This window comes from Burkholderia cepacia (genome assembly GCF_001718835.1).
Taxonomy (GTDB): Bacteria; Pseudomonadota; Gammaproteobacteria; order Burkholderiales; family Burkholderiaceae; genus Burkholderia; species Burkholderia cepacia_F.
Genome location: NZ_CP013444.1, coordinates 2,761,996 through 2,782,933, shown reverse-complemented (window position 1 = coordinate 2,782,933; position 20,938 = coordinate 2,761,996). Strand labels below are relative to the sequence as shown.

The window sequence follows — 20,938 nt, the reverse complement described above, 5'->3', positions numbered from 1 at the left end:
GGGGCAGTCGCTTTATGTCAGGCAGCGCTCGATCGATGCGCGGAAGGCGTCGTGCTGTTCCGTCGTCGTCAGGTGCTCGCCGCCGCCGATGATCTCGATGCCGGCGCTGCGCGCCAGCGCCCAGGCCGGCACGTGCCAGCCGTCGCGCGAACGTTCGCCCGCGATCAGGTAGACCGGATGGCGTTCGAACACCTGCGCCAGTGAGTTCAGGTAGCCGGGTTCGCCTGTCGTCGCGACGACGGAGCGGCCCATCGCGCGCAGCGTCGATGCAGGCTGATGCGCGAGCCAGCGCGTGGCCGTGGCTGCCAGCTCCGGCGCGGGATCGGCGATGGCGCCGCGCAGCCACGCGAGCGGATCGGCGCGCAATGTGTCGAGCATCGCCTCGGCTTCGCCGGGCGTCATGCGGCCGACCGACGCCGACCAGAACGCATCGTCGAGCGTGAAGTTGCCTTCGACGTTGACGATCCGCCGTACGCGTTCGGGGTGCGCCTGCGCGAACAGCATCGCGATCGCGCCACCGACCGAGTGGCCGACGATGTCGACCGGTGCGTCGCCGAAGTGCGAGTCGATCGTTTGCCGCAGGTGTTCGACCTGTGCGGCGAGCGTGATGGTGTCCGGCGATGCTGCACGATGTGCGCCGTAGCCGAGCAGGTCGGGCGCGAGATGCGGGCCGTTCCATCCGCGCACGTCGAGCGTGCCGATGAAACCGTGAATGAAGACGACGGGGGTGTGGAGGTTCATGCGGGGCGCGGGGACGGGTTCAGTTCGGCGAGCAGTTCGTCGAGTTCGAGTACGTGCGTTCGGTCGTGATCGAGCAGCTCGCGCACGAGTTCGTCGAGCGACATGCGGTGGATGCCGTCGCGCAGCCCGCAGCGTGTCAGTTCTTCAGGCGCGAGCGTCGTGAGTGTTGCGCACAGCCGTTGCCGCATGGTGCGGAACGCATCAAGTGCTTCGTCGAGATCCTGATGCACGTAGTCGCGCTGTTCGGCGAGTGCGGTGCCGTCGACGGACGCGATCACCGGCAGGTCGAGCGTGCGCACGGCGTCGATGCGCTCGGCGAACACCGCATCGAGATCGCGCAGGTGGCACGCATGCTCGACGAGCGAGAAGCCCGTGCCGTCGGGGCGTTGGGCTCTCAACGCTGTGGGTACGCCTGCGATGAGTGCGGCGAATGTGTCGGGCATGCGCGCGAGTTCGCTGACGATGTCGGAAAAAGGCAGCAGTTGCGGGTGCGGGCTGAATACCGCGCCGTAACTGAACAGCGTGCCGCCGAGCCGCCCGCGCGCCTGCACGACGTGGTGGCCGTGGCGGCGCATGACGTCCGCGACCATCGCGCCGCAGAACTGGCGGGCCGTCGTGTCGGTTTCGATTTCGGGGAATTTCAGCGCGATCTCGTGCTGGATTGCGCCGATCGCGGCGACGCCCACGCGTGACAGCGCCGCGAATTCGACGTAGCGCTCGGGTTGAGCGATCAGTGCTTCGAGCTGCGCGCCGAGCGCGGTGGTGCGGAAGCGGTCGAAACGGGAATGCATGTGGGGCAGCGCCTCAAAGTAACGTATCAAAACGATACGTTACTTTGAGGCGCTGCGTCAATCCGAAGCACGCCTGCGCGCACGTTGCGTAGTTGAAACATTTCTGGTGGCTCGCCAGCCATTCATATCGTCGGATCGAAGGCGTGCCGCCGATGCGCTTTCCGCTTTTCCGGCCGATCCTTATCTGGCCTGGCATTCCGCCCCCAACCCGGAGACCCGACGTTACACGGTTGAAACAAGGCGGCCTCCGGAATGTTTCACCGCCATATCGTTGGCGATGGCCGCCCCGGATCCATTGGCATCTCCAGAACTGGTCCGCAACTTGCTCCATTTCCCGTGCACACCAGAATCCGCACGGCCAGCTGGCTCGATGCGGGCGACAAACAACCATCAAGCGGGGTCGGGGAAATCATGTCCAAATACCTATCGGCCGTCATGCGGCTGCTGTCTCGCATCAATGTTCCTGTTGCGCATTGCATGACGTCGTCGGCGCGGCCAGCCCTCGTCGGCGTCAGGTGCGTCAACACGGTCCGCGCATTCGCCGAACGTCGCGAAGCCTCCGGGCGATAGCCGAATACCAGAAAGCCTGTTCCGGTAGCGCGCGCCACGTGACGCTTCAGATACCGCGTTTGTCGCTCACGCTTGCGCCAGCATGCGTCGTGGCGCATTGCCGGGCGCACGCACGCCGGGGCGATCGCCTGCGATGCGGGGGTGTCGGAGGCGCGTGGAATCGGGCTGGAGAAATGTAGTGGCGGCCGCGCGCGTTCGGGCGGGCGCGCGGCCGCTTGCAGTTGCCTGATGCGGGTTCGTCCATTATCTCGGGGGAGGTCAACATGATGAACTGGATCAATCGTTGGTCGATGCGCCACGCACCCACGCCGGAAAAAACCGCTGCGTCGATGCTGGTGACTGCGCGCATGGAGTTGTTCACTGCGGAGCAGCGTGTCACCGATGCGATATTGCAAGCGGATTACTGGCGCACGCGCGTGGCGTTTCTCGAAGAAGTGCAGAAGCTCGGCATCGATCCTTGGGTCAGCACACGACCGTTGCATTGGACCGAGGCCGAGTCTGCGCCCCGCAACACGGGCCCGCGTCTTGCCGCCAGCACCTGATTGCAGACGCTCGAGACTGCTTCAGCTCGGGAACTGCCTGCGACGCGAGGTCGGGGCGAACGTCTGCAACGGCTCGTTCCGCGTCTCGACACATCTACTCGCGCGTGCTGACACCCGTCAGCGCGCGCACCCTACGCAATACCCCGCTTTGGGGACCGTGTACCAGAGGCATGGCGCAAGCACTTCAAGCGGTCGGTCCCCGTCAGGGGTTCATCCCAGCTTTACCCCGCCGCTCCCCACCGCCCACAATGCCTGATCGGCATCACAGACCGGATCGCCCTGCGCGCGGACTGACAAACCCGCCCCGAGCAACCCGGAACAACGCGCACCGCCGCCCGGGGAATGCACCGCCAATCGTGGGGGAGCCATGTCACCGCGCGCTTATTTCGTGCTCGTTCTAGCGATCGGCTGGCTCGCCGCCATCCCCGGCCGTGCATCGGCCGACGACAGCCGCCTGCACTTCGAAGCCCACATCGAGGCTCCCCACAACCAGCTATCGGACCGCCCGACCGAAACGGACGAACCGCACCACGTCCTCGTCATCCAGGGCCGCAAGGACCCGAAGGTCGAGCTGTGGCTCGGCATCGATTTCGCGTCCACCCATCCGCAGTGCCGGTCGCAAACATGGGTCGGCCGCCTGTTCGGCGCGCCGGACCTCCCGCAGGTCGTCACGGACAATATCCGCTTGCCGGCCGGCAAGGACCGGTTCGAGGTTCGTTTCTACGTCGATCGCTACGACCCTGGCCGTTGCGGATGGCAGCCGCTGGGCATTCGCCACGCCGAGTTCGTCCCCGCCGTCAGCAACGGCCCGAGCGGATGGAGCGGGCTGATCGCATTCAGCGACGCGGGCCGGCGCGAAGCGACCCTCGCCTGGTCCTGCCAGCTCGGCGTATCCAGCGCGTCGCCGACCGCTCTCGGCTGCCTGACGAGAACGCGCGGCGCCGGCGCGATGCGGATCTCCAGCGAGGGCGGCACGGTCAACGTGACGTTCGAGCTGTTGCCCCGGTCGCCGCTGCCGCGCGGGCTGCAGGCCGAAGGCGGCGGGAAGGCGATCGGAAGCTGAGCGCGGCCGCGGCGGGCATGCCGCCGCCATCCGCCCCCATCCGCCGCCGCCGTCAGTGCTTCTTCTGCGCGGCCTCGATCTCGGCCCGCAGCCGCGCTTCCTGCTCCTGCAGCTCCGGCGTGAATTCCGCGCCGAAGTCTTCCGCTTCGAACACCGGCCGAATCTCGATCTCCGAGTCGCCCTTCATCGGGTTCGGGCAGCGCTTCACCCATTCGACCGCTTCGTCCATCGACTTCACCTGCCACATCCAGAAACCGGCGATGAGCTCCTTGGTCTCGGCGAACGGCCCGTCGATCACGCTCCGGCCCGGTCCCGAGAAGCGCACGCGCTTGCCGCGCGAACTCGGGTGCAGCCCTTCGCCGGCGAGCATCACACCCGCCTTCACCAGTTCTTCGTTGAACCGGCCCATCGCGGCCAGCAGTTCGGTGCCCGGCATCTCGCCGGCCTCGGATTCTTTCGTCGCCTTCACGATCACCATGACGCGCATGTTCATTTCTCCTTGAGTGGGGAAAGATCGCTCTCCTGCCGACAGCCATTGCGTGTCGATGAGCGCCTCCGACACTACGACGAATCAGGATGCCAGAAATCGACACGCGGCCGTCACGCGCATGCATCGCCGACGGATCGTCCGGCGCTCCGCCGCGCTCCGGACTGCGGGTTTACGCCGAGGCGACGCCGCTTAAGTCTCGCGGCCGGATGTCGTTATCTGTACCGGTTAGTTAACGAATCGGGGCGTTCGCATGAAGTTGTCCACCAAACTGCTGATGCTCGTCGCCGCGGCGCTGCTCGGCGTCGTCCTGCTCGCCGCGTTGTCGCTGCACACGCTGCGCGACGCGCTGATCGACGGCCGGCGCGAGGAAATCGTCATTCTCCTGACGAAGGCCGAGCATCTGGTCGACTCGTATCGCGCGATGCAGACGAGCGGCACGCTCACGCAGGAGCAGGCGCAGCAGCAGGCCAAGGCCGCGCTGGCGGCGCTCAACGCGAATACCCGCAGCTATTACTGGGTCACGACGGCCGACGGCGTCAACCTCGTGCATCCGAACGCGAAATTCATCGGCACGCGCGCGAAAGGCAACCGCACGACCAGCGGCCTGACCGACAGCGAGGCGTACCGCGCGGGCATGGCGCAGTCGCATTTTGCGCTCGTCGACGTGCTGATCAAGCGCAGCCCCGACGCGGACCTGGAGCCGAAGCTGCAGGGCGTGGTCGCGATTCCCGACTGGAACTGGTGGATCGGCACGGGATTTTTCTACGACGACATCGACGCCGCATTCTCGAAGCTCGCCGTCGTGCTCGGCGCGATCGCGCTCGGCATCGCGGCAAGCCTCGGCGCGATCGCGTGGGCGATCCTGCGCAGCATCAAGCGCACGCTCGGCGGCGAGCCCGCGCATGCGACGCAGATCGCGCGCGCGATCGCGACCGGCAACCTGAACGTGCCGCTCGACGTCGCGAAGGCGGCGCCCGGCAGCCTGCTCGTCGCGCTCGGTGACATGAAGGCGGGGCTCGTCGGGATGATCGCCGAAATCCAGTCCGCGACGCACTCGATCGCGATCGGGGCCGGCGAAATCGCGCAGGGCAATCTCGATCTGTCGCAGCGCACGGAGCAGCAGGCCGCGTCGCTGCAGGAAACGGCCGCGAGCATGGAGCAGATCACGTCCACGGTCAAACAGAACGCCGACAACGCGCGCCAGGCCAACGGGCTCGTCGCGACGGCCAACGATGCGACCGAGCGCGGCGGCGCGGCGGTCGAGGAAGTGGTGTCGACGATGCAGCAGATCGCGCAGCAGTCGGAGCAGATCGCCGACATCACGTCGGTGATCGAAAGCATCGCGTTCCAGACCAACATTCTCGCGCTCAACGCCGCGGTGGAAGCCGCGCGGGCCGGCGAGGACGGGCGCGGGTTCGCTGTCGTCGCGTCGGAAGTCCGCTCGCTCGCGCAACGCAGCGCCGCGGCCGCGAAGGACATCAAGGGATTGATCGACGCGTCGGTCGAGCAGGCCGGCAGCGGCAGCCGGCTGGTCGGCGTCGCGGGTGAACGGATGACGGCCATCGTCCAGTCGATCCGCCACGTCGCCGGCATCATGGGCGAGATCACGGCGGCGTCCGACGAGCAGAGCACCGGCATCGAGCAGGTGAGCCTGGCGGTCGCGCAAATGGACGAAGTCACCCAGCAGAACGCCGCGCTCGTCGAGCAGGCCGCTGCCGCGGCGTCGTCGCTCGACGAGCAGGCAACACGCCTGCGGGCGGCGGTGTCGGTGTTCAGCGTCGGGTGACGTACGGGTCAGGTCACGACACCTTGTCCGCCGCGGCCGCTGCCGCATACCGGCCGCCGCCGCCCGCTTCGTCGCCCGCCGCGAGCTGTTCCAGCGCGAGGCCCTTCGTCTCGATCCCGAGCGTCCACACGGCAATGGCCGCCGCGACGAACGACAGTGCGCCGAGCGTGAACACGCCGCCCTGGCCGAACACCGGCAGCACGACGCCGACCACATATGGCCCGATCAGCGAGCCGACGCGCCCGATCGCCGACGCGAAGCCCGAGCCGGTCGCACGCGCACCGGTGCCGTACAGTTCGGGCGTGTACGTGTACAGCGCGGCCCACATCCCGAACAGGAAGAACTGCATCGCGAGGCCGGTGACGATCAGCAGCGTCGTACTGCCGCCGTACAGCGCGCTCTGGCCGTATGCGTACGCCATCGCGCCACCGCCGATCAGCGACGCGATGCAGGTCGGCTTGCGCCCCCAGCGTTCGACGAGCCACGCGGCGCACAGGAAGCCCGGCACGCCGCCGAGCGAGATCAGCACCGTGTAGAACACCGATTTCGTGACCTCGAAGCCGGCCTGCTGCAGCAGCGCGCCGAGCCACGACGTGAGGCCGTAGAAGCCGAGCAGCGCGAAGAACCACAGCAGCCACACCATCACCGTGCGGCGGCGGTACACGCCGCTCCAGATCTCGCGCAGCGCACCGTGGCCGCGTGCCGCGACGGGTTCCGCGAGCCGCGATGGCGGCGGCAGCGTCGTGACGCCGGCCGAGCGCATCACCTTCGCCTCGATCGTGTGCATCACCGTGTCGGCTTCCGCGTGCCGGCCCGCATGCTCGAGCCAGCGCGGCGATTCGGGCACGATCCGGCGCACGACGAGCACGAACACCGCGGGAATCGCAAGCAGCGCGAACACCGTGCGCCAGCCGAACTGCGGCAGCACGAAATACGCGACGATGCCGGCCGTGATGAAGCCGAGCGGCCAGAAGCCGTCCATCAGCGCGATCAGGCGGCCGCGCTTCTCGGTCGGCACGAATTCGGACAGCAATGTTTGCGCGACCGGGAATTCCATCCCCATCCCGATCCCGAGCAGCACGCGGTAGACGATCAGCGCGTCGACGCTCTGCGCGGTCGAGCACAGATAGGAGGCCGCGCCCCACAGCACCATGCTCCACTGGAACACGGGGCGGCGGCCGAAGCGGTCGGCGAGCAGGCCGGCGACGGCCGCGCCGAGCACCATCCCGAAGAAGCTCGCGCTCGCGACGAGGCCGGCGGCCGCGGACGACAGCCCGAACTCCTTGCGGATCGAGCCGAGCACGAACGTCATCGTGCCGAGGTCGACCGAATCGAAGAAGAACGCGATCGCGATGATGAAGAAGATCCGCTTGTGATAGCCGGAGAACGGCAGGCGTTCGAGCCGGGCGGCGGCGGAGGCGGGAGCGGTGGCGGCGGGCATGGCGTCCTCTGAAATGAAAAGGGGCCGCGAAGCGCGTGCTTCGCGGCCCCGATGCTTCGTCTTCAGTAGACGCGACCACAAACTGGCGCATCAGAGGAAAAACGCCGCCTGCTTGCCCAAATGCGTCATCGGCGGCGGCGCGGGGCGTGGCCGCCTTGCGTCAGTTCTTCAGCTTGTAGCCGGTGCGGAACATCCACGCGACGATCGCCAGCAGGATCAGGAGGAACAGCCCGGTCGCGGCGAGGCTGATCCACACGTGCACGTCGGCGAGCCCGTAGAACGACCAGCGGAAGCCGCTGACCAGGTAGACGATCGGGTTGAACAGCGTGATGACGCGCCACGCGGGCGGCAGCATGTCGACCGAGTAGAAGCTGCCGCCGAGGAACGTGAGCGGCGTGATGATCAGCAGCGGCACGAGCTGCAGCTTCTCGAAGCTGTCGGCCCAGATGCCGATCACGAAGCCGAACAGGCTGAACGTGACCGCCGTCAGCACGAGGAACAGCACCATCCAGAACGGATGCAGGATGTGCAGCGGCACGAACAGCCCGGCCGTGGCGAGGATGATCACGCCGAGCAGGATCGACTTCGACGCGGCCGCGCCCACATACGCGATCACGATTTCCCAGTAGGACACGGGTGCGGAGAGGATCTCGTAGATCGTGCCGGTGAAGCGCGGGAAGTAGATACCGAACGACGCGTTCGAGATGCTCTGCGACAGCAGCGACAGCATCACGAGCCCCGGCACGATGAACGAGCCGTAGCCGATCCCGTTCACGTCGCTGATGCGCGAGCCGATCGCGGAGCCGAACACGACGAAATACAGCGACGTCGAGATCACCGGCGCGATGATGCTCTGCATCAGCGTGCGGCGCGTGCGGGCCATTTCGGCGCGGTAGATCGCGCGGATTGCTTGGAAATTCATGCGAGGGTTGCCTCTCGTGAGCCGTTGCGGCGGTTGTCGATCAGGCTGACGAAAATGTCCTCGAGCGAGCTCTGCGTCGTATGCAGGTCGCGAAAGCCGATGCCGGCCGAGCCGAGCGCATTGATCAGCGTCGCGATGCTTGCGTCGTCGCGCTGCGAGTCGTACGTGTAGACGAGCGCGGCGCCGTCGTCCGCGCGTTCGAGGCCGAACGGCGCGAGCGCGGGCGGCACGTCGGCGAGCGGGTGCTCGAGCTGCACGGTGAGCTGCTTCTTGCCGAGCTTGCGCATCAGCTCGTGCTTCTCCTCGACGAGCACGAGCTCGCCGCCGAGGATGATGCCGATCCGGTCGGCCATTTCCTCGGCTTCCTCGATGTAGTGCGTGGTCAGCAGGATCGTCACGCCGCTTTCGCGCAGCGAATCGACGAGCTTCCACATGTCGCGGCGCAGCTCGACGTCGACGCCGGCCGTCGGCTCGTCGAGGAACAGGATGCGCGGCTCGTGCGACAGCGCCTTCGCGATCATCACGCGGCGCTTCATGCCGCCCGACAGCGTCATCAGCTTGTTGTCGCGCTTGTCCCACAGCGACAGCGCCTTCAGCGTCTTCTCGATATGCGCGGGATCGGGCGCCTTGCCGAACAGGCCGCGGCTGAACGACACGGTCGCCCAGACGGTTTCGAACGCGTCGGTCGTCAGTTCCTGCGGCACGAGGCCGATCATTTCGCGGGCCGCGCGGTAGTGATCGCGAATGTCGTGGCCGCCGACCGTCACGCGGCCTGCGGTCGGCGTGACGATACCGCAGATCGAGCCGATCAGCGTCGTCTTGCCGGCGCCGTTCGGCCCGAGCAACGCGAAGATCTCGCCGGGGCGGATGTCGAGGGTCACGTGCTTCAGCGCCTGGAAGCCGGACGCGTAAGTCTTGGAGAGGTCGGAGACGGAAAGGATCGGGGTCGTGCTCACGGGCGAGGTCCGGTAGGAGAGAGGGCGGGCGCCGGCGCGGCGGCGCGCGGGCGCGAAGGGCGGAAAGTGGCGCGGGCAGGCGGCATCGGGCGTTCGATCGGCGTTCGTCCAAGCGGTGGGATCGCTATCTTAGCAACGACGACCGGAGTTTGCCGGGGGCGCGACAGCCGCGCGAAAACCCTGTCGATTGTTCGGTGTGGCCGAACAAACGGCGATGACGACGATCGTCCGCCAGCGGGCGATCCGCGAGGATTGGCTTCTAGGTTGATGGCGTGTTATGCCAAACTCGCATCCGGATCACATCAATCAAATCGATCAATCAGATGTCGACACAAAACAAGAAGATCCTTCTCCTGAGCGTCAGCGCCGGCGCCGGCCATACCCGAGCGGCCGAAGCGATCCGCGCATTCGCCGATCACCATCCCGCCGGCATCGAAGCCACCCACCTCGACGTGATGGATTTCGTGTCCACCGGCTTCCGCAAGCTGTACACCGATCTCTACATCAAGCTCGTCAGCAGCCAGCCCGCGCTGTGGGGCTATCTGTACCAGAAGACCGACGAAGTCGATCCCGCCGCGCCGTCGCAGAAGATCCGGCGCGCGATCGAGCGGCTCAATTGCCGGAAGCTGCTCGCGGAGATCGAACGCCAGCGCCCGGACGCGATCATCTGCACGCACTTCCTGCCGGCCGAACTGCTGTCGCGCGAGATCCGCAAGGCGCGCGTCGACACGCCGGTGTGGGTGCAGGTCACCGATTTCGACCTGCACAGCATGTGGGTCGTGCCGAACATGCGCGGCTACTTCGCGGCCAACGACGAGATCGCGTGGCGCATGCATGCCCGCGGCATGGCGCCCGAGACGGTGCACGTCAGCGGCATCCCGATCATGCCGGCGTTCGGCCAGCCGCTCGATCGCGCGGCCTGCGCGGCGGAGTTCGGCCTCGATCCCGCGCGCCCGACCTTCCTGATGATGTCCGGCGGCGCGGGCCTCGGCGGGCTCGACGTGCTGGCGGGCCGCCTGCTCGAGATGGATGCCGACTTCCAGCTGATCGCGCTGGCCGGCAAGAACAAGTCGATGCTGGCGTCGTTGCAGGCGTTGGCGGCGCAGCATCCGGGCCGGTTGTTTCCGCAGGGCTTCACGCAGCAGGTCGAGCGCCTGATGGCGTGCGCCGACCTCGTCATCACGAAGCCGGGTGGCCTGACGACGTCCGAATGTCTCGCGATGCAGTTGCCGATGATCGTCAACTCGCCGATTCCGGGCCAGGAAGAGCGCAATGCGGATTTCCTGCTCGAACAGGGTGTCGCGCTGAAGGCGATCGACGACGACGCGCTCGTCTACCGGATCCGCGCGCTGCTGCAGGCGCCGGAACGTCTCGCCGACATGCGCCGCCGTCTCGCGCCGCTCGGCCGGCCGCTCGCCGGCCGCTTCGTGCTCGATCGCGTGCTGGGCCTGGAGCCCGCCGCATGAGCGTGTCCTGTCTTTTTCCGACGCGCCGCACGCTCGCGCTCGTCGCATGGGTCGTGTTGCTCGCGTATTTCTTCGCGAACGTGGAGATCCAGATCGAAGGCAGCGCGGGCTGGGCGGCCAACCTGCCGACGTGGCGCATCGAGCATCACTGGCTGCTTGACATCTTCTGGGGCGGGCGGCCGATGACCGGCTACCACGCGTGGGTGTTCCCGTTCGTCGCGCTGTTCTTTCACTGGCCGGCCGTGTTCAACGGGCGGTGGTCGTGGCGCATCGAAGCGCGGATCGTCGCGTGCATCATGGTGTTCTGGCTGACCGAGGATTTCCTGTGGTTCGTGCTGAATCCGGCCTACGGTCTCGCCCGCTTCAATCCGGCCAACGTGCCGTGGCATATCCACTGGTTCGGTGTGGCACCGACCGACTACTGGACGATGAGCGCCGCCGCGATCGTGCTGTTCATTCTTTCCCGCGCGCGGGAACGCACATCCTTCTGAACCGCCATGAAAATTGCCGTCATTGCCATGATTGCCGTCACGCTCGCCGTGCTCGTGCAGCCGGTCGGCGCGCAGCCGTCTTCCGATGTCGCCGCGCGACCGCTTCAATGGGCGCAAAGCGTTCCCGATGCGCGCTTGGACAACCTTCATCGCATCACGCCGACGCTGTACCGCAGTGCGCAGTTGTCGCGCGCGGATGTGCCGGAACTGCAGAAGCTCGGCATTCGCAAGGTCATCAGCTTCCGTTCGTTTCATGCGGACGACAGCATCCTGGCCGGCACGCAGATCAAGATGCAGCGCATCCGGATCAACACGTGGGACATCCGCGACGAGGACATGGTCGCGGCGCTGAAGGCGCTGCGTACGGCCGACCAGGACGGCCCGGTGCTGATCCACTGCCAGCACGGCGCCGATCGCACCGGCCTCGTGTCGGCGTTGTACCGGATGGTGTACCAGGGCTGGACGCGCGAGCAGGCGCTCGACGAACTGCAGCATGGCGGCTACGGGTTCCATCCGATCTGGCAGAACATCACGAACTACCTGAAGCGGGTGGATGTCGAGCGCCTGCGGCGGCAGGTCGACGAACGAACCGGCGTAGCGAACGCAGGCTGAGCGGCAAGGCCGCGTTGGAAGCGCAAACGCCGCTGACGGCGACGGTCAGCGGCGTTCGGAAGGCAACGGCCGGGCAGTGGGCCCGCGCCGGTCAAACCCTCTCAGGCTGCCTTGCCGCCTTCGCGACATTCCGCGCCATCGCCCCGTTCGCGACGAAATAAGGCACGTCCACGCGCGCCAGCGGCTGCTTGCCACGAATCTTGTCCGCGATTTTCTCCGCGATCATGATCGTCGGCGCATTGAGGTTGCCGGTCGTGATGATCGGCATGATCGACGCATCGACCACACGCAGCCCTTCCAGCCCGTGCACGCGACCCGCTTCGTCGACCACCGCCATATCGTCGTAACCCATCTTGCACGAGCACGATGGATGGAACGCGGTTTCCGCGCGGGCCCGCACGAACGCATCGAGTTCCTTGTCGGTCTTGCAGTCCGCGCCCGGGTTCAGCTCGCGGCCGCGATAGCGGTCGAGCGCGGGCTGCCGCATGATTTCACGCGTCGCGCGGATCGCATCGCGGAACTCGCGCCAGTCGAGCGCTTCGGCCATGTAGTTGAACAGGATGCTCGGATGCTGGTTCGGATCGCGCGAGCGCAGCTTCACGCGGCCGCGGCTCGGCGAGCGCATCGATCCCACGTGTGCCTGGAAGCCGTGCATCTCGATCGCGTTCGAGCCGTTGTAGTTGATCGCCACCGGCAGGAAGTGGTACTGGATGTTCGGCCACAGGTCGTCATCGCGCGTGCGGATGAAGCCGCCGGCTTCGAAGTGGTTGCTTGCGCCGAGGCCCGTACCGTTCAGCATCCATTCGAGGCCGATCTTCGGCTGGTTCCACCACTTCAGCGCCGGGTACAGGGAGACGGGTTCCTTGCACTCGTACTGGATGTACATCTCCAGGTGATCCTGCAGGTTCTGGCCGACGCCGGGCAGGTCGAGCACGACGGGAATGTCGAGTTCCTTCAGCCACGCGCCGGGGCCGACGCCCGAGCGCTGCAGCAGTTGCGGCGACGCGATCGCGCCGCTGCACACGAGCACCTCGCGGCGCGCATGCGCGGTCGCGCGTTCGTTGCCGCGCAGGTACGTGACGCCCGATGCGCGCTTGCCGTCGAACAGGATGCGATCGGCAAGCGCGTGCGTGACGATCTCGAGGTTCGGCCGTGCACGCGCCTGGTCGAGATAGCCGCGCGCGGTGCTCGCCCGGCGGCCCTTCGGCGTGACGGTGCGGTCCATCGGGCCGAAGCCTTCCTGCTGATAGCCGTTCAGGTCGTCGGTGCGCGGATAGCCGGCCTGCACACCCGCGTCGACCATCGCCTCGAACAGCGGGTTCACACCCGGCTTGCTGGTCGTGACCGACACGGGGCCGCTGCCGCCGTGATAGTCGTTCGGGCCGACGTCGCGCGTCTCGGCCTTCTTGAAGTACGGCAGGCAGTCGAGATACGTCCAGTTCTCGAGGCCCTTGTGCGTCGACCAGTTGTCGTAGTCGAGCGCGTTGCCGCGGATGTAGCACATCCCGTTGATCAGCGACGAGCCGCCGAGCCCCTTGCCGCGCCCGCATTCCATCCGGCGGTTGTCCATGTGCGGCTCGGGGTCGGTTTCGTACGCCCAGTTGTAGCGGCGGCCCTGCAGCGGATAGGCGAGTGCCGCCGGCATCTGCGTGCGGAAGTCGAAGCGGTAGTCGGGGCCGCCCGCTTCGAGCAGCAGCACCGTCACGTCCGGATCTTCCGTCAGGCGCGTTGCGAGCACGTTGCCCGCGGAACCCGCGCCGCAGATGATGTAGTCGTATTCGCGCGTCGTCATGACGGTCAACAATCTCCTTTCGTGATCCTTAAAACACCGGGTTGTAGCGGCCGAGCTCGACCTGCACCGACTTGATTCGAGTGTAGTGCTCGAGCGTCGTGATGCCGTTCTCGCGTCCGACACCGGATTGCTTGTATCCGCCAACCGGCATCTCGGCCGGCGATTCGCCCCACGTGTTGATCCAGCAGATGCCGGCTTCGAGGCGATGGATCGTGCGGTGCGCGCGCGACAGGTTCTCCGTCACGACGCCGGCCGCGAGACCGTAGTGCGTGTCGTTCGCGCGGGCGATCACTTCGTCTTCCGATTCGAAATCGAGGATGCTCATCACCGGCCCGAAGATTTCCTCGCGGACGATCTTCATGTCGTCGCGGCAATCGCCGAACACGGTCGGCGCGACGTACTGGCCGCCGCCGAAGTGGCCGTCCGTCAGGCGCGTGCCGCCCGCGAGCAGCTTCGCGCCTTCGGCCTTGCCGCTTTCGATGAAGCCGAGCACCTTGTCGAGCTGCGCGGCCGATACGAGCGGGCCGAAGTTGGTGTCGGCGTCGGTCGGCTTGCCCACGCGGATGCGCTTCACGCGTTCGAGCACCTTCTGCGTGAACGCGTCCTTGACCGAACGGTGCACGAACACGCGCGTGCCGTTCGTGCAGACCTGGCCCGAGCTGAAGAAGTTGGCGGTGACCGCGATGTCGGCCGCGCGGTCGAGATCCGCATCGTCGAACACGATCAGCGGCGACTTGCCGCCGAGCTCCATCGTCACTTCCTTCAGCGACGATGCGCCGGCCAGCGACATCACCTTCTTGCCGGTCTCGACGCCGCCCGTGAACGACACCTTTGCGATGTCCGGATGGCCCGTCAGCAGCGCGCCGACCGAGCCGTCGCCCTGCACGACGTTGAACACGCCGGCCGGCACGCCGGCTTCCGTGTAGATCTCCGCGAGCTTCAGCGCGGTGAGCGGCGTGACTTCGCTCGGCTTGAACACCATCGCGTTGCCGGCCGCGAGCGCGGGCGCCGTTTTCCAGCATGCGATCTGGATCGGATAGTTCCATGCGCCGATGCCCGCGCACACGCCGAGCGGCTCGCGCCGCGTGTAGACGAACGATTCGGCGCGCAGCGGCACCTGCAGCCCTTCGATCGCGGTGGCGAGGCCCGCGTAGTACTCGATCACGTCCGCGCCGGTGACGATGTCGACCGCGAGCGTCTCGGCGATCGGCTTGCCCGTGTCGCGCGTTTCCAGCGCCGCGAGTTCGTCGTTGCGCTCGCGCAGCAGGTCGACCGCGCGGCGCAGGATGCGCGAGCGCTGCATCGCGGTCATCGCGGCCCATTCACGCTGGCCTTCCTGCGCGGATGCAACCGCGCGATCGACGTCGGCCGCGCTCGCCTGCTGCACCTGCGCGAGCAGTTCGCCGGTGGCGGGATCGAAGGTGTCGAAAGTCTTGCCGCTCGTGGCGTCGACGTAACCGCCACCGATGTAGAGGCGCTGCAAACCGAATACGGACATGAGGATCTCCTTGAGGGCGACTGCGTCGCGCGTCAGTCGGACGCGAGCAGCAGGTCGATGTAATCGTGGGCGAGCTTCAATGCAGCCCGGGTGTCGATCGGGCCGCCGGCGAGTGCGCCGCGCAGCCACAGGCCGTCGATCAGCGCGGCGAGGCCGCTGGCGGCTTCGCGCGCTTGCGTGCGCGGCAACGCCTTCGCGAATTCGGCGCACAGGTTCGAATGGAGGCGCCGCGTGTTGACGTGCTGCAGGCGCTTGAGCATCGGGTCGTGCATGCTCTGCGACCAGAACGCGAGCCACGTCTTCATGACGGGCGCGCTCACCTGCGTGTCGTCGAAGTTCGCGGCGACGATCGCGCGCAGCCGCGAGCGCGGATCCTTGCGTGCCGCCGCGCGGCGGCGCGTGGTGGCCGACCACAGGTCGCGCAGCACGTGCCGCATCGTCGCTTCGAGCAGGCCGTCCTTGTCGCCGAAGTAGTGGCTGACGATACCCGTCGAGATGTTCGCGCGCTGCGCGACGGACGCGAGTGTCGTGCCGGGCAGGCCCGCTTCGTCGATCGAACGCAGCGTGGCGTCGATCAACTGTGCGCGGCGAATCTCCCGCATTCCGACTTTCGGCATCGCGACTCCCTGTGCACGGACGGCGGATGGTTGGAAGTCGAGAGCTTAGCGGTTTTTTATTGATCGTTCAATCAACAAAAAATCGGGGTCGGAGGGAACGCGCGGAGGGTGGTGGGCGACCGATGCGGCGCAAGCAATGTGCGGTTGCGGAAAATGAAATCGTAAGATTTTTAAATAAGGCGAAGTTTGTTTAAAACAGGATTCTGAATTGAGCGAGATGGTTAACGAATGGCGGGATATTTGCGGATCGCTTATCAATGAAAGAATGTTGATGCGACCGATTTTAGCGGCGCTGCGGAAAACGAAGAAACATTCGAATGGAAGAGGGACGGATGAGGTGCGTTGCGGAAACTCGTTTAAAACGTTGTAACGCATTGAATAGTAACGAATATTGATGCTGTTGCCGGCGTGGCGATGCTGCAATGGAAACGATTTACGGCCAGCGTCGTGCCATTCCGCATACCATAAAAAATGCGGAAAAAATTTGAATCAGGCGTATTTCCTACCTGAGTAGAGGGGATATTTGATGCGGCTTGAGCAATCAATTTGACACGTATTAACATTGCGCCGCATTGACGTGAATCAATCGACGCGGCCGAACCTGACGCAGTGCGTCGGCGACGGCGCGATCGAGGCTCGCGCCGGGGGGGCCGGCGCGTCGCCGTCGCGCACTTGTGCGCGTGCAGCACGCAACCATGCCGAGACGCCGCATCCACCGGAGAACGACGATGCTGACCGAAAAACACGTGGTCCCGCTGCCGAATGGTCTGAAGGTCTACGTCGAACGGAACGTGTTCGACCCGGCGTTCGACACGGCGATGCTCGTCAACGGCGCGCTCGCGACGACCGCGTCGTTCGGGCAGACCGTCCAGTATCTCGGCGAGCGGATGAACACGATCTGCTTCGACCTGCCGTACGCGGGGCAGTCGCGCCAGCACAACCCGGGCTGCTTCATCCTGACGAAAGACGACGAAGCCGCGATCCTGCAGTACCTGGTCGAGCGCTTCGCGCCGGCCTACCTCGTGTCGGTGTCGTGGGGCGGCGTCGCGTCGCTGTTCGCGCTCGCACGCGGCTGCCCGAGCGTGCGGCGCGCGGCGATCTGCTCGTTTTCGCCGTTCCTGAACGACGCGATGGTCGACTACGTGACGCGCGCCCGCGACCACATCGCGGCCGGCGAGAACCTGAAGGCCGCGCAGTTGCTGAACGACACCGTCGGCCGCTACCTGCCGCGCATCATGAAGCTGTACAACTACCGGTATCTCACGCGCCTGCCGCGCGACGAGCAGGACCAGGTCGCGTTCCACGTCGACCAGATCCTGTCGCTGCAGCCCGAGCGCTACCTCAGCGAGTTCTCGAACATCGGCTGCGAGCTGCTGTTCCTGAACGGCGAACGCGACGAATACACGACGCCCGCCGACGTGCGCCAGCTCGGCGCGCATGTGCCGCGCGCGCGGTTCGCGACGGTGCCGGATGCCGGCCACTTTCTCGACATCGAAGGCCGCGCGCAGCGCGAGAGCACGCGCGCGGAACTGCTCGGCTTCCTCTGCGGCGCCGCGCAGGCCGCGGCCGGCGAGTCGCCCGACGTGCCGCAGGCATGCGTGAACGCGCCGTGGCCCGCGCTGTCGTCGTGACGCCGCGCAGCCATCCGTTTCTCCACTCCACACGAGGCAGGCCAGCCGTGAATATCGTTCAGACCATCGCCATCGTCGTTCCGTGGGCCGCGTGGCTCGCCTACTGGATCGCCACTTCGCAAGGCGTGAAGGCGACCGTGCGCAAGGAAGCGTCGCGCTCGCGCACGCTGCAGTCGATTCCATTGATCGTCGGCGGCGCGCTGATCATCCTGCCCGATCCGTCGTGGCAGGCACTCGTGCCCGACTGGCAGCGCTTCGGCCTGCAGGCGCAGCGCGGGCTCGCGGTGCTGGTCGCGGGCCTGTTGTTCTCGGTGTGGGCGCGGCTGCATCTCGGCACGAACTGGAGCGTGTCGGTCACGCTGAAGGAAGACCATGAACTCGTGCGCACCGGGCCGTACGCGCTCGTGCGTCACCCGATCTATACGGGCTGCCTGATCGCGCTCGTCGGCGCCGCGCTGATCGGCGGCGAATGGCGCGGCGCGATCGGCGTGCTGCTCGTGTTCGCCTCGCTCGCGTACAAGGTGCGCGTCGAGGAAAGCTGGCTGACCGGGTATTTCGGGCCGGCATACACGCAGTATCGCCGCGAGGTCGCGGCGCTGATTCCCGGCTTCTACTGATCCCCGCGAGGCGCGCGATGGCGAAGATGATCGTGACCGCGATCGGCTCGGCGGGCGACGTGCATCCGCTGCTCGGCGTCGCGCGCACGCTCGCCGCGCGCGGTCACGGCGTCGTGTTCTGCACGCACGCGCCGTTCGAGGCGGCCGCGCGGCGCTTCGGCTTCGCGTTCGTGCCGATCGGTACTGCCGCCGAATACGAGGCCGCGATGGCGAACCCCGCGCTGTGGGATTCGCGCACGTCGTTTCGCACGCTGTGGCAGGTGATCGCACCGACGCTGCGCCCGCACTACGACGCGCTGCGTGCGCTGGCCGACGGCGATACGGTGCTCGTCGGCACGCTGTGGGCGTTCTCCGCACGCTTCATGCAGGAGCTGCACGGCACGCCGTACGTGTCGGTGCAGGTGTCGCCGTCGACGCTGCTGTCCGCGCATGCGCCGCCGACCCACCCGCGCCTGACGATTCCCGCGCGTTGGCCGCTGCCCGTGAAGGCGGCGCTGATGACGCTGATCGAGCGCCAGGTGCTCGATCGCACGTGCGGCCCCGCGCTCAATGCGGTGCGCCGCGATCTCGGGCTCGCGCCCGCGCGGCGCGTGCTGGGCCGCTGGCTGCATTCCACCGACGGCGTGCTGTGCCTGTTTCCCGGCTGGTTCGCGCCGCCGCAGCCGGACTGGCCGTCGAATCATCTGCAAAGCGGCTTTCCGCTGTTCAACGACATTGCGACGCCCGACGACGATGTGGCACTCGATGCGTTTCTCGCGGCCGGCGAACCCCCGGTCGTGTTCACGGCCGGTTCGACACGCGTCGATCACGCGGCATACGCGCGCGCGGTGGCGGACGCGCTGCGCGCGACCGGCGCGCGCGGGATCCTGCTGACACCGGCGGATGCGTCGACTGATGCGCTGCCGGGCGACGGCCGCCTGCTCGTGCGCCGCTTCGTGCCGATGCGCACGCTGCTGCCGCGCTGTCGCGCGCTCGTGCATCACGGCGGGATCGGTACCGCGGCGCTTGCGTGCGAAGCCGGGATCGTGCAGGTCGTCACGCCGTTCGCGCACGACCAGTTCGACAATGCGCAGCGCATCGCGCAGAGCGGCTGCGGCGTGCGTGTCGACGGCCCGGTCGACGGCGCGCGGCTCGGCGCGACGCTGCGTCGCGTGCTCGACGATCCCGGGTTCGCGGCGCAGGGCGCGCGGGTGCGGGCGCGGATCACCGGCGCGGCGGACGGGTGCGAGCGCGCGGCGGATTTCATCGAGCGGTTCGCGCCGGAGCCGAGCCGCATGCCCGGGCCGTCCGCGCCGGCCGCCGTCGCCGCGGCAGGCGCATGAGCACCGCTTCGTCGCGGCACGCCGCGAGCGCAGCCTCGCCCGCAGCGCCGGCGGCGCAGGCCGCGCGGCCGCTGCGCGGCGCGCGCCTTGCGCTGCTGACGTTCGCGCTGTCGCTCGCGACCTTCATCGAGGTGCTCGACTCGACCGTGACGAACGTCGCGGTACCGGCGATCTCCGGCAGTCTCGGCGTATCGAACAGCCAGGGCACGTGGGTGATCAGCTCGTATTCGGTCGCGGCCGCGATCGCGGTGCCGCTGACGGGCTGGCTCGCGCGCCGCGTCGGCGAGTTGCGGCTGTTCGTCGGCGCGGTGCTGCTGTTCACGCTCACGTCGCTGCTGTGCGGGCTCGCGCGCGACCTGCACGTGCTCGTGATCTGCCGCGCGCTGCAGGGGCTGTGTTCCGGGCCGATGGTGCCGCTCTCGCAGACGATCCTGCTGCGCACGTTCCCGCCGGACAAGCGCACGATCGCGCTCGCGCTGTGGGCGATGACGGTGCTGCTCGCGCCGATCTTCGGGCCGGTGGTCGGCGGCTGGATCGTCGACAACTTCTCGTGGCCGTGGATCTTCCTGATCAACCTGCCGATCGGGCTGTTCTCGTTCGCGGTCTGCACCGCGATGCTGCGCCCCGACGCGCAACGCGGCACCGCCGGCCCGATCGACGTGCCGGGCATCGTGCTGCTCGTGATCGGCGTCGGCTCGCTGCAGGCGATGCTCGATCTCGGCCATGATCGCGGCTGGTTCGGTTCGCCGCTGATCGTCACGCTGGCGGTGGTCGCGGGGCTCGCGATCGTGTCGCTGCTGATCTGGGAGGCGGGCGAGGCGCATCCCGTCGTCGACCTGAGCCTGTTCCGCGATCGCACGTTCTCGTTCTGCGTGCTGATCATCTCGCTCGGGATGATGAGCTTCTCGGTGGTCGGCGTCGTGTTTCCGCTGTGGATGCAGGCCGTGATGGGCTACAACGCGTTTCACGCGGGGCTCGCGACGGCCTCGCTCGGCGTGCTCGCGCTGGTGTTCTCGATCCTCGTCGGGCTGCATGCCCATCGCTTCGACGCGCGCGTGCTCGCGACCTTCGGCTTCCTCGTGTTCGCGGCCGTGCTCGCGTGGGACGCGCATTTCACGCTGAAGATGACGTTCGCGCAGATCGCCGCGCCGGGGCTGATCCAGGGGATCGGGCTGCCGTGCTTCTTCATTCCGCTGACGGCCGCGACGCTGTCGCGCATCCCGGACGACCGGCTCGCCGCCGCGTCGAGCCTGTCGAACTTCCTGCGCACGCTGTCGGCCGCGTTCGGCACCGCGATGAGCGTGACGCTGTGGGACAACCGTGCGACCTATCACTACGATGTCGTGTCGCAATCCGTCACGCATGCGTCGGCGAACACGCAGCGCTTCGTGCACACGCTGAACGCGATGGGCGTGGACGGCGTGCGCGAGCTGACGACGCTGCACCAGGTCGTGATGCAGCAGGCCTACATGATGGCGACCAACGACATGTTCTGGATGGCGAGCATGACATGTCTCGTACTCGCGGCGATGATGTGGCTGACGCGGCCGAAGCGTGGTGCGGCCGCGTCGTTCGGGCATTGAGGAGAGG

At 67.1% G+C, this 20,938-nt stretch carries 20 protein-coding genes; 10 read left to right on the top strand and 10 right to left on the bottom strand.

Features of this window, described 5'->3' with window-relative positions; translation table 11 throughout:
• Positions 1 to 12: 12 nt before the first annotated feature.
• Together WT26_RS32215 and WT26_RS32210 are read right to left on the bottom strand one after the other, a co-directional pair.
• Complete coding sequence (locus tag WT26_RS32215) at positions 13 to 741, bottom strand: alpha/beta fold hydrolase (RefSeq protein WP_069274838.1); 729 nt, start codon at positions 739 to 741, stop codon at positions 13 to 15.
• A complete protein-coding gene (locus tag WT26_RS32210) occupies positions 738 to 1,532 on the bottom strand; it encodes a DinB family protein (RefSeq protein ID WP_069274837.1) in 795 nt (264 codons plus the stop codon). Before WT26_RS32210 ends, WT26_RS32215 begins: the two co-directional genes overlap by 4 nt.
• A gap of 833 nt (positions 1,533 to 2,365) precedes the next feature.
• Between WT26_RS32210 and WT26_RS32205 the strand changes: the two genes are divergently transcribed.
• On the top strand, positions 2,366 to 2,644 hold the full coding sequence (locus WT26_RS32205) for a hypothetical protein (RefSeq protein WP_042588505.1): 279 nt from the start codon (positions 2,366 to 2,368) through the stop codon (positions 2,642 to 2,644).
• A 117-nt stretch (positions 2,645 to 2,761) separates the two neighbouring features.
• Here WT26_RS32205 and WT26_RS39215 read toward each other — a convergent pair whose 3' ends face one another.
• A complete protein-coding gene (locus tag WT26_RS39215; protein ID WP_415868249.1) occupies positions 2,762 to 2,827 on the bottom strand; it encodes a (2Fe-2S)-binding protein in 66 nt (21 codons plus the stop codon).
• A gap of 184 nt (positions 2,828 to 3,011) precedes the next feature.
• On the opposite strand from WT26_RS39215, the gene WT26_RS32200 reads away from it, so the two are divergent.
• The gene (locus WT26_RS32200) at positions 3,012 to 3,707 is read left to right on the top strand and encodes a hypothetical protein (RefSeq protein WP_059946444.1); all 696 of its coding nucleotides are present in this window, start codon (positions 3,012 to 3,014) and stop codon (positions 3,705 to 3,707) included.
• Between the two features lie 52 nt (positions 3,708 to 3,759).
• Here WT26_RS32200 and WT26_RS32195 read toward each other — a convergent pair whose 3' ends face one another.
• Positions 3,760 to 4,194, bottom strand: coding sequence for a YciI family protein (locus WT26_RS32195; RefSeq protein WP_069275219.1), 435 nt, complete (start codon positions 4,192 to 4,194; stop codon positions 3,760 to 3,762).
• A gap of 253 nt (positions 4,195 to 4,447) precedes the next feature.
• Here WT26_RS32195 and WT26_RS32190 point away from each other — a divergent pair, with 253 nt between their 5' ends.
• On the top strand, positions 4,448 to 5,983 hold the full coding sequence (locus WT26_RS32190) for a methyl-accepting chemotaxis protein (protein WP_069274836.1): 1,536 nt from the start codon (positions 4,448 to 4,450) through the stop codon (positions 5,981 to 5,983).
• A 13-nt stretch (positions 5,984 to 5,996) separates the two neighbouring features.
• Here WT26_RS32190 and WT26_RS32185 read toward each other — a convergent pair whose 3' ends face one another.
• The 3 genes from WT26_RS32185 to WT26_RS32175 form a co-directional block, all read right to left on the bottom strand.
• Positions 5,997 to 7,424 (bottom strand): MFS transporter, encoded by a 1,428-nt coding sequence (locus WT26_RS32185; protein WP_069274835.1) that lies wholly within the window; start codon positions 7,422 to 7,424, stop codon positions 5,997 to 5,999.
• Positions 7,425 to 7,584: 160 nt separating this feature from the next.
• The gene (locus WT26_RS32180) at positions 7,585 to 8,346 is read right to left on the bottom strand and encodes an ABC transporter permease (RefSeq protein ID WP_069274834.1); all 762 of its coding nucleotides are present in this window, start codon (positions 8,344 to 8,346) and stop codon (positions 7,585 to 7,587) included.
• A complete protein-coding gene (locus WT26_RS32175) occupies positions 8,343 to 9,302 on the bottom strand; it encodes an ABC transporter ATP-binding protein (RefSeq protein ID WP_069274833.1) in 960 nt (319 codons plus the stop codon). The genes WT26_RS32180 and WT26_RS32175 overlap by 4 nt, the downstream gene beginning before the upstream one ends.
• Positions 9,303 to 9,625: 323 nt before the next feature.
• Between WT26_RS32175 and WT26_RS32170 the strand changes: the two genes are divergently transcribed.
• The 3 genes from WT26_RS32170 to WT26_RS32160 are packed head-to-tail and all read left to right on the top strand — an operon-like array spanning position 9,626 to position 11,871.
• The gene (locus WT26_RS32170; protein ID WP_069274832.1) at positions 9,626 to 10,768 is read left to right on the top strand and encodes an MGDG synthase family glycosyltransferase; all 1,143 of its coding nucleotides are present in this window, start codon (positions 9,626 to 9,628) and stop codon (positions 10,766 to 10,768) included.
• On the top strand, positions 10,765 to 11,259 hold the full coding sequence (locus WT26_RS32165; protein ID WP_069274831.1) for a hypothetical protein: 495 nt from the start codon (positions 10,765 to 10,767) through the stop codon (positions 11,257 to 11,259). Before WT26_RS32170 ends, WT26_RS32165 begins: the two co-directional genes overlap by 4 nt.
• Before the next feature lie 6 nt (positions 11,260 to 11,265).
• The gene (locus WT26_RS32160) at positions 11,266 to 11,871 is read left to right on the top strand and encodes a dual specificity protein phosphatase family protein (RefSeq protein ID WP_069274830.1); all 606 of its coding nucleotides are present in this window, start codon (positions 11,266 to 11,268) and stop codon (positions 11,869 to 11,871) included.
• A gap of 91 nt (positions 11,872 to 11,962) precedes the next feature.
• Here WT26_RS32160 and betA read toward each other — a convergent pair whose 3' ends face one another.
• Genes betA through betI form a run of 3 tightly spaced genes read right to left on the bottom strand, consistent with a single transcriptional unit; the run spans position 11,963 to position 15,778 of the window.
• Positions 11,963 to 13,663 (bottom strand): choline dehydrogenase, encoded by a 1,701-nt coding sequence (gene betA, locus WT26_RS32155; protein ID WP_069274829.1) that lies wholly within the window; start codon positions 13,661 to 13,663, stop codon positions 11,963 to 11,965.
• A gap of 28 nt (positions 13,664 to 13,691) precedes the next feature.
• Positions 13,692 to 15,161 carry a betaine-aldehyde dehydrogenase gene (gene betB / locus WT26_RS32150; RefSeq protein ID WP_027789748.1) on the bottom strand — a complete coding sequence of 490 codons (1,470 nt, stop codon included), beginning with the start codon at positions 15,159 to 15,161 and terminating at the stop codon, positions 13,692 to 13,694.
• Between the two features lie 32 nt (positions 15,162 to 15,193).
• On the bottom strand, positions 15,194 to 15,778 hold the full coding sequence (gene betI / locus WT26_RS32145) for a transcriptional regulator BetI (protein WP_059525173.1): 585 nt from the start codon (positions 15,776 to 15,778) through the stop codon (positions 15,194 to 15,196).
• A 728-nt stretch (positions 15,779 to 16,506) separates the two neighbouring features.
• Between betI and WT26_RS32140 the strand changes: the two genes are divergently transcribed.
• Genes WT26_RS32140 through WT26_RS32125 form a run of 4 tightly spaced genes read left to right on the top strand, consistent with a single transcriptional unit; the run spans position 16,507 to position 20,931 of the window.
• The gene (locus WT26_RS32140) at positions 16,507 to 17,409 is read left to right on the top strand and encodes an alpha/beta fold hydrolase (RefSeq protein ID WP_069274828.1); all 903 of its coding nucleotides are present in this window, start codon (positions 16,507 to 16,509) and stop codon (positions 17,407 to 17,409) included.
• A 47-nt stretch (positions 17,410 to 17,456) separates the two neighbouring features.
• Positions 17,457 to 18,026: a methyltransferase family protein gene (locus tag WT26_RS32135; RefSeq protein ID WP_069274827.1), complete on the top strand. Its 570-nt coding sequence runs from the start codon at positions 17,457 to 17,459 to the stop codon at positions 18,024 to 18,026.
• Positions 18,027 to 18,043: 17 nt separating this feature from the next.
• The gene (locus tag WT26_RS32130) at positions 18,044 to 19,348 is read left to right on the top strand and encodes a glycosyltransferase (RefSeq protein WP_069274826.1); all 1,305 of its coding nucleotides are present in this window, start codon (positions 18,044 to 18,046) and stop codon (positions 19,346 to 19,348) included.
• Complete coding sequence (locus tag WT26_RS32125; RefSeq protein WP_069274825.1) at positions 19,345 to 20,931, top strand: DHA2 family efflux MFS transporter permease subunit; 1,587 nt, start codon at positions 19,345 to 19,347, stop codon at positions 20,929 to 20,931. Before WT26_RS32130 ends, WT26_RS32125 begins: the two co-directional genes overlap by 4 nt.
• The last annotated feature ends 7 nt before the right edge of the window (positions 20,932 to 20,938 follow it).